Origin of the sequence: Acinetobacter sp. UBA801 (assembly GCA_002296655.1) — a bacterium.
Classification (GTDB): domain Bacteria; phylum Pseudomonadota; class Gammaproteobacteria; order Pseudomonadales; family Moraxellaceae; genus Acinetobacter.
Genome location: DBIN01000044.1, coordinates 23,328 through 34,679, shown reverse-complemented (window position 1 = coordinate 34,679; position 11,352 = coordinate 23,328). Strand labels below are relative to the sequence as shown.

At 40.6% G+C, this 11,352-nt stretch carries 12 protein-coding genes; 9 read left to right on the top strand and 3 right to left on the bottom strand.

Features of this window, described 5'->3' with window-relative positions:
* From purF to B2W49_RS09145, 7 genes are all read left to right on the top strand, one after another.
* Window positions 1-1,278, top strand: a 1,278-nt coding sequence (gene purF, locus B2W49_RS09175) for an amidophosphoribosyltransferase (protein WP_291340366.1), incomplete at its 5' end; no start/stop codon positions are given.
* Window positions 1,279-1,372: 94 nt separating this feature from the next.
* On the top strand, window positions 1,373-3,262 hold the full coding sequence (locus tag B2W49_RS09170) for a M48 family metalloprotease (protein ID WP_291340412.1): 1,890 nt from the start codon (window positions 1,373-1,375) through the stop codon (window positions 3,260-3,262).
* Window positions 3,263-3,433: 171 nt separating this feature from the next.
* Window positions 3,434-4,084: a hypothetical protein gene (locus tag B2W49_RS09165; RefSeq protein WP_291340364.1), complete on the top strand. Its 651-nt coding sequence runs from the start codon at window positions 3,434-3,436 to the stop codon at window positions 4,082-4,084.
* Window positions 4,085-4,147: 63 nt separating this feature from the next.
* A complete protein-coding gene (locus tag B2W49_RS09160) occupies window positions 4,148-5,122 on the top strand; it encodes a 2-hydroxyacid dehydrogenase (protein ID WP_291340362.1) in 975 nt (324 codons plus the stop codon).
* A gap of 105 nt (window positions 5,123-5,227) precedes the next feature.
* Window positions 5,228-6,664 carry a M48 family metalloprotease gene (locus tag B2W49_RS09155; RefSeq protein WP_291340360.1) on the top strand — a complete coding sequence of 479 codons (1,437 nt, stop codon included), beginning with the start codon at window positions 5,228-5,230 and terminating at the stop codon, window positions 6,662-6,664.
* A 48-nt stretch (window positions 6,665-6,712) separates the two neighbouring features.
* Entirely contained in the window at window positions 6,713-7,087 is a 375-nt protein-coding gene (locus B2W49_RS09150) for a GFA family protein (protein ID WP_070155993.1), read from the top strand.
* A 66-nt stretch (window positions 7,088-7,153) separates the two neighbouring features.
* Complete coding sequence (locus B2W49_RS09145) at window positions 7,154-7,516, top strand: hypothetical protein (protein ID WP_070155991.1); 363 nt, start codon at window positions 7,154-7,156, stop codon at window positions 7,514-7,516.
* Between the two features lie 139 nt (window positions 7,517-7,655).
* Here the strand turns inward: B2W49_RS09145 and B2W49_RS09140 are convergent, their stop codons facing one another.
* A complete protein-coding gene (locus tag B2W49_RS09140) occupies window positions 7,656-8,102 on the bottom strand; it encodes a GatB/YqeY domain-containing protein (protein ID WP_070155989.1) in 447 nt (148 codons plus the stop codon).
* 31 nt (window positions 8,103-8,133) lie between these two features.
* On the bottom strand, window positions 8,134-8,349 hold the full coding sequence (rpsU, locus tag B2W49_RS09135) for a 30S ribosomal protein S21 (protein ID WP_001136722.1): 216 nt from the start codon (window positions 8,347-8,349) through the stop codon (window positions 8,134-8,136).
* 146 nt (window positions 8,350-8,495) lie between these two features.
* Here rpsU and tsaD point away from each other — a divergent pair, with 146 nt between their 5' ends.
* A complete protein-coding gene (gene tsaD / locus B2W49_RS09130) occupies window positions 8,496-9,512 on the top strand; it encodes a tRNA (adenosine(37)-N6)-threonylcarbamoyltransferase complex transferase subunit TsaD (RefSeq protein WP_291339646.1) in 1,017 nt (338 codons plus the stop codon).
* Between the two features lie 80 nt (window positions 9,513-9,592).
* Window positions 9,593-10,303, top strand: a complete 711-nt coding sequence (locus B2W49_RS09125; RefSeq protein ID WP_291339644.1) for a hypothetical protein — start codon at window positions 9,593-9,595, stop codon at window positions 10,301-10,303.
* Between the two features lie 114 nt (window positions 10,304-10,417).
* Here the strand turns inward: B2W49_RS09125 and B2W49_RS09120 are convergent, their stop codons facing one another.
* Complete coding sequence (locus B2W49_RS09120) at window positions 10,418-11,290, bottom strand: ATP-binding protein (RefSeq protein WP_291339642.1); 873 nt, start codon at window positions 11,288-11,290, stop codon at window positions 10,418-10,420.
* Between the last annotated feature and the right edge of the window lie 62 nt (window positions 11,291-11,352).

Below are 11,352 nucleotides of genomic sequence, written 5' to 3'. Positions count from 1 at the left end.
TTTTATGTGAACTCGCCGTACGGGATTACTTTGGCACACAATGGGAATTTGACCAATGCCGAAGAAATTCACGAAGATCTGTTTAAAACAGATTTACGTCACATGAACACCGATTCTGACTCTGAAGTGTTATTAAACGTATTTGCACATGAATTGCAAAAACGGGGCAAATTAAACCCGACATCTGAAGATGTTTTCCATGTGGTCAGCCGTGTGCATGAGCGCTGTAAAGGGGCTTATGGTGTCGTTGCAATGATTACAGGTCAGGGCTTGGTTGGCTTCCGTGACCCGAATGGTATTCGCCCATTGATTTATGGTTCGCGTGAAACTGAACAGGGTATGGAATATATTATTGCATCAGAATCTGTGGCAATTACTGCACTTGGCTTTAAAGTTGAGCGTGATATTGCGCCAGGTGAAGCGATTTTTATTAATGATGCTGGTGAATTATTTAGCCAGCAATGTGCCGCTAAACCTGAATATCGCCCATGTATTTTTGAATATGTGTACTTTGCCCGTCCCGATGCGACCATTGATGGTATTTCTGTGTATAAAGCCCGTTTAAAAATGGGTGAAAAACTGGCGCATAAAATTTCCAAAGAGTGGGGCGAGCAGCATGATATTGATGTAGTGATTCCAATTCCAGATACATCGCGTACCTCAGCTTTAGAATTGGCAAATACTTTAGGGATTAAGTTCCGTGAAGGTTTTATGAAAAACCGCTATATCGGACGGACCTTTATTATGCCAGGTCAGCAATTGCGTAAAAAATCAGTGCGCCAAAAACTGAACCCTGTTGAGCTTGAGTTTAAAGGCAAAAATGTACTGTTAGTGGATGACTCAATTGTTCGTGGCACGACTTGTAACGAAATCATCCAAATGGCACGTGATGCAGGTGCAAAAAAAGTATTCTTTGCTTCTGCAGCGCCAATGGTGAAATATCCAAATGTGTATGGTATCGATATGCCAGCCAAAGATGAGTTAATTGCGTCTAACCGTAATGTCGAAGAAATTCGTGAAATTATTGGTGCAGACCGTTTAATTTTCCAAGATTTAGAAGATTTAAAACAAGCCGTTCGTACCCATAAAGTACCGCATTTGACTGAATTTGATTGTTCAGTATTTGATGGTATATATGTGGCTGGCGGAATTGATGAAGCTTATCTGAATGATCTTGAGCAAAAGCGTAACGACTTCGCTAAAAAAGGCAAAGATGGTTATATTGATGTCAATATTGATGCTGCGTCAGTAGACTTAACTGGTGTGAAAGAGAGTTAATTTTTTCTGGTCAGCTCAGTGAGAAAAGCGGGAAATTCCCGCTTTTTTCATTTATGATGGTGGCTCAAATACAATGTAATTCAGGATGTTTACATTGAAGTCTGTTGGTACTTACTTGATTAAAAATAAAAATATGATTTGGTCTGCAATTTTATGTTTGGTTGCAGTCGCTTTGACCCTGTTTATCTTAAACACAGTTTTAGGTCTGTTGGTTTTTTATGTCGATTCAAGCCAGTCTATTTATTGGCACAGTCTAAGCCCATACTGGATTACAGTTTTAGTGCTGATTATGATGGTATCCGTCATTTTGGAATTTTACGTTTTTCGTTCAGGCGGTCACTCCTTGGCAAAACAATTGGGTGCGCGTCGTTTAACCCAGTTTGAAAGTACCCCAGAAGAGAATACTGCACTTAAACTGACCGAACAATTGGCAGATACTTTTCAAATTGAAGTACCCACCGTATATGTATTGCCCGATGAAATTGGAGTAAATGCCTTAACAGCAGGCTTTAGTCATAAAGACATTGTGATTATTTTGACTTGGGGTGCTTTGCAAAACTTGGATGAACAAGAGCTGTATGGACTACTTAGCCATGAGTTTAACCATATTTTAAGTGGTGAAACCATTGATAATACTAAGCTTAAAATCCTCTACAGTAGCCTAACCACGTTTAGTAAGTGGGGTAGTAGCATCGCCAAACTTGGCTTTGGACAGCATCGTGATGCACCCCCACATAAACTGGCGACTTTTTTTGTTGCTGTGGGTGGTGGCATTTGGTTATTTGGTAGTTTGGGAGTGTTGATTACTCGCTTAATTAAATACATTAGCTTAAGCGGACGTACCTTTAAAAATGATTTAAAAACCAAACGCTTGATTCAAAACAATGCCAATATTCAAACTTTGCTGCGGATTTATGTGCATCATGCGGGTTCGCAAATTCATAGTGAATATTCTGAATCTATCTCGCATATGTGCTTTGCCAATTCACTCAGTCCACAAAGTTGGATGAATATTCATCCAAGTATCGAGGCACGTATTTTTGAACTTGATCCAACCTTGGTACAAGATTTGCAGCTGGAAAATCTGAAGCGTTTACGCAATCAACCTTTGTTTAGCCTATTTCGCTCGCTTGAAGAAATGGATGCGGAATATTATGCGCCTTGGAGTTCTCCACAACCTTTACCTTTGCTGCGCTTATCACCAATTAGCTTTGCAATTAATGATGCAATGAAGCCTCTCAAGCCTGAAATTCGCAATAACATGCCGCGTCCAGAGTTGATTCAGCGTGCTTTGCAAACGGCAACGGGTTCGCGTGAGGTGATTGTCGCCATTTTGATGATTCGCCAATATCGTGAATTTATTCCTGCTGAAGCAGAAGTAAGCCGTGCAATTGTAGATGCCTTATTAAATTTGGATGGGCGAGTACATATCTCTATTTTCCATGACGCATGTAAAAATATTAGCGGTATGCCGTTGAGTATCGCGCGGCAGTTTTTAACCAAACTGGCAAAAATCATTCAGGAAGATGGTGAGATTGGTTTATTAGATGCTTTGTTGCTAGAGCGAATTAAGTTTGAATTAAATTTGCTGCCGTTACATACGCCTGCAGCGTTACATGAAGTGAAACCGCAAATTGTACGTTTAATTGATGCTTTATTGCATGTGCAGCAAATTAATAGCGTCAATCAGTTAGATGTACGCGAACGTATTTTAGAGCGTGTTTTAACTTCAGATGAACTTATGACTTATGAGGAAATTTCAGATGAACCGATTGATTTATCAGAAATTTTAAATGATATGGCTGGTTTGTTGCTGCGTGATCGACTGATGGTATTAGGCATTGCTGAAATTTGTTTGTGGAATGACCGTATTATCACCCAGGATGAATTGGATGTTTTGGAGTTGCTCTATTGGCGTCTAGGTTTTAAAACCGAAGAAATTGTTGAGCAAATGCAAAAACAAAACAGTTTGATGATTGTGTGACATTTATTGATTAGGTGTGTTTAAACCAGATTTTTATGAAAATACGAATAGGTCAGATTGGGTGAAAGAAAGCACAGCATCGTGCAGTCTTTCTAGGTAGAATAGGTGCTATCTTGCATATTGTTCTCTGATGAAAATGTGCAGCGAAAAATTAGATAGGTGATGATAAACATGATGGGGCATCAGCGTGACATTTTAGCCAGTTTGGGAATCGATATTTGGGTTTCTAGAACGGCTGTGTCTCAAACTTTGCTACAATCATCGGTTTGGCGCGACCAAGCTGCCCCTGAAATACACAGTGACATTATTGTTCCAGCTGCAGTCAATCAGCAATTAAAACAACAACAGCCAATTATTCACGAAGAGCCTAAGCAAGAACCATCTCCGCAACATACAGCAGTTGAAGTGGTTGTGCCAGATGATATTCCTGAAGCACGTGTCATGCTGCAGGTCGAAGCCTTTAGCATTGAAGCTTTACAGTTACCGTATTGTGTTATTTTGGTAGAAAGCACTGCATTGAGTCAGAAACAGCAACAATTGTGGCGTAATATTCAGCATGCGCTGCAGGCTGAATATCATGTATTGCAATGGCCTTTTGCCTTAGAAGTATTACAAGACGGCATAGGGGTAGAGAATTATGTACAAGGTTTTGTTGATGTCTTAAGCGCAGACAAAAACATGCTAATTTTAGGTCAATTACCACATTTTAGATCTGAACAGTGTTTGCATTTAGCCAGTTTGCAAGAAATGCTAGATCAGCCACTGTTGAAAAAAAACCTGTGGGATGTGATACAAGCCACATCGTTACAGCTTAAAGCCTAAGCTAATTCTGATATTTAAAAATTTACCCATTTAAGCAATTGTTGACACGGAACAGGGATAATCATGCGTAAAAAAGTGGTGGTATTTAGTCAAATTGATGCAGAAATTTTAAGTAAGCTAGAGCAAGATTATCTGGTGGTGCAGGTCAACCCTAAAGTGGGTGATGTGAATCAACAGTTGCTTGAGCTTGTGCAAGATGCCGATGGGATGATTGGTGCAGGGCGCTTGCTTAATCAAAGCAATTTACATACTGCGACCAAACTCAAAGTGATTTCGAGTGTAAGTGTAGGTTATGATAACTATGATGTAGATTATTTAACCCAGCAACAGATTAGCCTTTGCCACACACCGCATGTCTTGACTGAAACCACAGCAGATTTAGCCTTTACCTCATTGATGAGTGCAGCACGACAAGTACCATATTTAGACCGGTGGACTAAACAAGGACAATGGAAACGTACCGTTGGCGCAGCGCAGTTTGGACAGGATATTTATGGTAAAACTATCGGTATTGTGGGTTTAGGGCATATTGGTGCTGCTATCGCGCGTCGTGCGTTTCATGGTTTTAATATGAGTGTACTGTACCATAATCGTCGTGAAAAAATGGAAGTGGCGCAGGCGTTTAATGCGGAATATTTGAGTTTGGATGAATTGCTGCAACAGTCAGATTTTGTGGTGCTGGCAGTCGATTTAAATGTAGATTCTAAAGCCTTAATTGGTCAGCGTGAACTGGATTTAATGCAGTCACATGCAATTTTGGTCAATATTTCGCGTGGTTCGGTCATTGATGAACAGGCACTTACTCACACCTTGCAAGCAGGCAAAATTTTTGCTGCAGCTTTGGATGTCTATGACAAAGAACCACTGCAAGAATCACCATTATTTGAGTTAGATAATGTCGTCACTTTGCCGCATATTGGTTCGGCAACCGCAGCAACTCGTCAAAAAATGGCAAATTTAGCTTATAACAATTTGGTTGATGCGCTTGAAGGACGTCGTCCGCAATATATGGTCAATCCTGCTTGCTATAAGCCCTAAAGTTAGAAATGACGAGGTAAAAATTGATAACACATCATTGCAAATGCGTTCATTTTTCAATGTTATAGTGAATCATTATGCAAGATATGTATTTGAGATCATCCATTGAAACGTGTATTACTGATCTGCGGTTTGAGTTTTGCCAGTATTGCGACAACCCAAAGTGCCAATTTGACCACCACAGCACAATTTAATGTGCCTGAAATAGGCAGTGGTGTGGGATTAATCGATCAGCAAAAAGAACGCAGTATAGGCGAAAAAGTCTATCGGGAAGTGCAGCGTAAAATGCCTGTCACGCAAAACCCGTGGCTAGAAGATCAATTAATCAATACGTTTTCGCACCTACTCAGCCAAACTCAACTGGGGCAACCTATTGGGCTACTCATTATCAATGATCCACAAATTAATGCTTTTGCCGTGCCAGGCGGTTTATTTGCGTTAAACACAGGTCTTATTAATTCTGCCCGTAATATGGATGAAGTTGCTGGTGTAATGGCGCATGAAATTGCCCATGTATCTCAACGTCATTACAGCCGATCTCAAGAGGCATTTAAAGGGCAGGGCTTGTTAGCTCTAGCTGGAGTTGTGGTTGGGGCATTGGTTGCCTCACAAGCTGATGGTGATGCAGGCGCAGCAGTGATGATGGGTTCTCAAGCCGCTTTAATGGATCAGCAATTGACCTATAGCCGTAATCAGGAACGTGAAGCAGACCGTATAGGCATGCAATATATGTATAGCGCAGGCTATAACCCACAAAGCATGGCAGATTTTTTTGAAGTGATGCACCGTACCACCAGCCGAGTCAGTTTCTTGCCAGATTTTTGGTTTACCCATCCCTTAACCTCAGAGCGGATGAGTGAGGCGCGTTTACGTGCTAATCAATTACCACCTGTGCCAACCTCGCTACGTGATGATGACTTTGAAATTTTAAAGTTATATAGTTTGGTGGTTTCTCATCAGGCGACAGAACAACAGCTTAAAGCATTTGCAAACCGTAATCATTTTGCTGCGCAGTTGGCTTTGGCTTATTTTTATAGTCAGCAAGGCGATTTTGTTTTAGCGCAGCAAAGTATAGATCAGGCTAAAAGTCAAAATCGTCTTCATAATTTATTGACACTTATTCAAACTGACATTTATTTAGGGCAAAATAAAACTGATTTGGCGCTTAAAACAATTAGCTCACCTGCGCGAATTATGCCTGAAAATCGTGCGCTGAATTATAAATGGGCAGAGGTTTTGATTCGCAAAAATCAAATCATACAGGCAGAAAATATTTTGAAAGATTTCTTGCAAAAAAATCCACGTGATTTATCGGCTTGGAATTTAATGCAGCAAGCGGCAAATGCAGACCGAAGTTCTGCCTTGCGCACCGTAAATGTGTTACGGTATCGTGCAGAAGTACAGTATTGGTCGGGTTGGGAAGAAGAGGCAATTAAATCATTACTGCACGCGCAGCGCTTAGCCAAAGACAATCAGGCGATGTCGGCAAATATAAAAAACCGTGTGACTGAAATGCAAAGAGAGCGACAGTTAAAAATATAAGTCAGGCGTACATACGGTGACATAACAATAAAGAAAAGGAGTTTAAGAATGATTGAGGGACAATGTTTATGTGGTGCGGTGTATTACCGTTACCACGCCGAAATTCAAAAAACAATATTATGTTTTTGCCAGCATTGCCGCCGTGCGCAAGGCAGTATTATGGGATGGAATAGTCCAGTTGCACGTGAACATTTTGAAGTGGTGCGTGGCTTAAAATACTTAAAAGAATATTTTCACAGTCCCAATAAAGCACGAGTATTTTGTCAGGAATGTGGCAGCCCGATTTATTCTTATCGGCTAGATTTACCCGATATTATTCGTTTGCGTTTAGGAACTGTGACACAAGGCAAAGTTCCCGAACCATGTGAGCAAGCTTTTGCGCAATACAAACCAAACTTTTTGGCAATTGAGTCCTGTGAATAGTTATTCACTGAATATACAGTGCTAAAATATAACTTGAAATTGAGTTGAAACGACCCTGAATTGAAAATGAAAAAATATATCTATTTATGCCTTATTTTGGGGATGAACTTGCCAAATGTCTATGCTGCGAGTGCAGAGCAGTATGTGTTAGCTGTCGAAGAAATTAATATGCAATATAAACAAGATGCTCGACAGTTTTTACGGGGGTTAAATCCACAACAGCAGGGTTTTAATCCGCAGCAACAGCAGCAGTTTTGCGGCATTGTCAGTCGTTATGTCGATCGCTTATATCAGGCAGCAGATGAAAATCGTGCCTATTTGGATCGTCGTTATCAGAATATTAATAAACAGGATGTGATTCAGCAGGTCAGCGCATCTAAAGAAATGCAATTGCTGAAAAAGTATCAAGTGAACTGCGATTTAAAGTAAAAAGCGTCTAAGGGTGAGTAATAATTTATCTCATCCTTGATCTAGTATTTTACTGAATAGTATTGGAGCGAAAGATTAAACCTGTTTAATCTGACTTTTAAATGAGTGTTTGGAAAAACACAAATTTGGGATGAGTTGATTAGCTTAATTTGCTTTTAATTTTTGCAGATACTTGTGCAGGATCGGCGCGCCCGGCTATGAGCGGACGCAGAGAGTTCATCACCTTACCCATATCTTTCATGCTAGTAGCTTGTTGCGCTTGAATGGTTTGCGCAATCATGGAATCAAGTTCTTCCTCAGTCATAGCTTCTGGTAGAAACTGAGATAACACCTCAATTTCAGCTTGTTCCTTACTAGCTAAATCTTCTCGGCCAGCGCCTTCAAAGGCTTTAACCGATTCTTTACGTTGTTTAATTTGCTTTTCAATGACCGCAAGAACCTGAGCATCGTCAAGCTCTTTGCGCTCATCGACTTCGATTTGCTTAATTGCCGCCTGTAGACTACGAATTACCGTTAACTTACCCATTTCTTTGGCGCGCATTGTCGCTTTCAAAACGTCAGTGATTTGGTTTTTTAAAGTCGTCATCATTTAATCCAGACAGGCAATCACAAATTAATTAGTAAAGGCGAGTAGTACGTACTGATTCACGCGCCAATTTCTTTTGGTAGCGTTTAACAGCAGCAGCTTTTTTGCGCTTACGTTCTTGAGTTGGTTTTTCGTAGAATTCACGTTTACGTACGTCAGCTAAAACACCTGCTTTTTCGCAAGAACGTTTGAAACGACGGATAGCTACGTCTACTGGTTCGCCTTCTTTCAATTTAACTTGTGGCATGAAGAATCCTCATTAAGTTATGGATAAGATCTGGGCGAAATTGCCCACGATCACAAGTGAAGGTCAGTATTTTACTCATTTACATCTCATATCACAAGTCTATAATAGTTCCCGCAATAAATTTGATACAGGTTATAGGCAGTTTAATGATCGTTTTAGGCTTAGAAACATCGTGTGATGAAACAGGACTCGCGCTGTACGACAGTGAGTTGGGTTTACGCGGACAGGTGCTGTATAGCCAGATCAAACTGCATGCCGAATATGGCGGCGTGGTGCCAGAACTGGCCTCACGGGACCATGTGCGTAAACTGATTCCATTAATGAACGAACTGCTTGAGCAAAGCGGTGTGAAAAAATCGGATATTGATGCCGTGGCCTATACCCGCGGTCCGGGCCTGATGGGCGCCTTGATGACCGGGGCTCTATTTGGCCGTACCTTGGCATTTGCCTTAAATAAACCTGCGATTGGCGTGCATCATATGGAAGGGCATATGCTGGCACCGTTATTGTCTGCAACGCCGCCTGAATTTCCATTTGTTGCACTTCTGGTTTCAGGGGGGCATTCACAGCTGATGGCCGCGTATGGCATTGGTCAGTATGAACTGCTGGGTGAGTCAATTGACGATGCCGCCGGTGAAGCTTTTGATAAAGTGGCCAAGATGATGGGCTTGCCGTATCCGGGTGGACCGAATATTGCCAAACTGGCCGAGCAGGGTGATCCGAATGCTTTTGCTTTCCCACGCCCAATGTTGCACCAAGGCTTAGAATTTTCTTTTAGTGGTTTAAAAACTGCGGTTTCAGTACAAATGAAAAAGCTGGGTGATGAAAACCGTGATGCAGACATTGCGGCAAGTTTCCAAGAAGCGATTGTTGATACTTTGGTGAAAAAATCGGTAAAAGCTTTAAAGCAAACAGGTTTAAAACGCTTGGTGATTGCGGGTGGCGTGAGCGCAAATACTCGTTTACGTGAGCGTTTAGAAGCAGATTTAGCTAAAATTCGTGCAGCAGTTTATTATGCAGAACCTGCATTGTGTACTGACAATGGCGCCATGATTGCCTTTGCCGGTTATCAGCGTTTAAAAGCAGGGCAGCAGGATGGTTTGTCTGTGACCACGACTCCGCGCTGGCCGATGACGGAATTGACCAATCCAGAGCAAGCATAAAAGATCATGTAAAAGAGGCGAAAGCCTCTTTTTTTAATGCTTATAATGCAATGAATTTAATAATTTTTTATTGAGTTAAAATGAAATCAGTCAGATATAAAGATTTAAATTTGGGTAATGGGATATTTGAAGGTTGGAATGATCAGCAGGGTTTGATGATATGCGGTTATGAATGGGGTAACTCTAAGAAAGATCAGGAGCAGTCACAGGACGCAAAGCCAGTTGATTTTAATATCGCCTGTACCTTTAGTAACAAAGTTCCGAGATATGGGCAGGGTGCTTTATCATGGCCCTATGATAATAGAATTAAACGATGGTTTGCTTTATGGGGGCATCCGCTTGATAGTAATGAATATGGTCAGGATTTTGATAAGTCCATTATACAGACCAATTGGGCCAATACCTGCAATCATCAATTAGCGAATTACTCGCATCTGTTGAGCGAAGAACAGGTCAATAATTTTATAAATCATATCAGTATCTTAAAACCTAAGATTATCCTGTTTATGGGAAGTCAGCTGATACATCTTTTAAGAAATCCTATAGTTAAAGCCCGTTTTGAAGAAATTATAGGTACAGAAATTCTAGATAGTTTTGTAGTGAAGCAAAAGAAAGAGTTTTCAGGAAGAAAATTTAAAATATATTTTTGTGAGTTTGAAAACTGTCAGATTATAGGTTTACCACATCCATCTTCAAGCCGCGGGTTATCTGATCGGTATATTGAATTATTTGAACCTGAAATGAATACGATCATTTCACAATTTAAAAAAGAAAAAGCGATTAATCCTTAAGATAGAAAACCCAATCTCACAAGGTTGGGCTTTTCAACATGATGAGCGAACAGATTGTAGATGAGGATTTTCAATCCACAATCGCTGTTTCTGTCAGGCAAGAAAATAGGCAACTTAAAGTTGCTTTAACTGCGCAGAGCCAATCCAATGTTTTGAAAACTGATAGGCGGCACGACCAGAACGCTGCCCACGTGCCTGACACCAGCGTAAAGCTTCGGCACGCGCTTCAGCGGTGAGTTCCATCTCCGCCTTTTGCAGATAATGCTCGACAATTTCTAAATACAGGTTCTGATCCATTGGATAAAACGACAGCCACATCCCGAAACGATCGGACAATGAAATTTTTTCTTCAATTGCTTCTTGAGGATGCAAATCAGTATATTGCGGTACATCTACACGGGTGACAGGTGTGTTTTCGTGCATAAATTCAGGCAGCAGATGACGTCTGTTACTGGTCGCATAAATAATAAAATTACTGGAACCTGATTGTAATGAACCATCTAAAACACTTTTTAAACTACGATAATTTTCATCTTCGGCGTTAAAAGCTAAATCATCGCAATAGACAATAAATTTCTCAGGACGATGCTGAATGATCTTCTGAATCTCTGGCAATTCAGACAAATCATCGCGTTCAATTTCAATTAAACGTAATCCCTGATTGGCATACTTAGTCAGTAATGCACGTACAATAGATGATTTGCCTGTACCGCGTGAGCCTGTGAGTAACACATCATTGGCAGGTAAGCCATTTAAAAACTGCAAGGTGTTTTGAATGATCTTTTCTTTTTGCTTTTCGATGCCTTTTAAATCATCCAAATCAATTTTTCTTGGTTGTTGAATCGCAATCAATTGTTGATCTTGCCATTTGAATGCAATAGCAGAAAAGTCGGTTTCTTGTTTTAAAGCAGGTAAACTTTGCTGTAGTTGTTGGAGTACATGCGAAAGTGATATTAAGATGTTGTCGGGTAAATCTAGGTTTGCCATGATAGTTCAGCTTTATAATTGCAGAGCGAAAAGTACAGTTTAAGACTAGCGCAATTGACCTA

What these genes read in the sequence shown, in the direction of transcription:
- B2W49_RS09165 (WP_291340364.1), top strand. Translation starts at nt 3,434, where the DNA reads ATGATGGGGCATCAGCGTGACATTTTAGCCAGTTTGGGAATCGATATT.
- B2W49_RS09160 (WP_291340362.1), top strand. Translation starts at nt 4,148, where the DNA reads ATGCGTAAAAAAGTGGTGGTATTTAGTCAAATTGATGCAGAAATTTTA.
- B2W49_RS09150 (WP_070155993.1), top strand. Translation starts at nt 6,713, where the DNA reads ATGATTGAGGGACAATGTTTATGTGGTGCGGTGTATTACCGTTACCAC.
- B2W49_RS09145 (WP_070155991.1), top strand. Translation starts at nt 7,154, where the DNA reads ATGAAAAAATATATCTATTTATGCCTTATTTTGGGGATGAACTTGCCA.
- B2W49_RS09140 (WP_070155989.1), bottom strand. Translation starts at nt 8,102, where the DNA reads ATGACGACTTTAAAAAACCAAATCACTGACGTTTTGAAAGCGACAATG.
- rpsU (WP_001136722.1), bottom strand. Translation starts at nt 8,349, where the DNA reads ATGCCACAAGTTAAATTGAAAGAAGGCGAACCAGTAGACGTAGCTATC.
- tsaD (WP_291339646.1), top strand. Translation starts at nt 8,496, where the DNA reads ATGATCGTTTTAGGCTTAGAAACATCGTGTGATGAAACAGGACTCGCG.
- B2W49_RS09125 (WP_291339644.1), top strand. Translation starts at nt 9,593, where the DNA reads ATGAAATCAGTCAGATATAAAGATTTAAATTTGGGTAATGGGATATTT.
- B2W49_RS09120 (WP_291339642.1), bottom strand. Translation starts at nt 11,290, where the DNA reads ATGGCAAACCTAGATTTACCCGACAACATCTTAATATCACTTTCGCAT.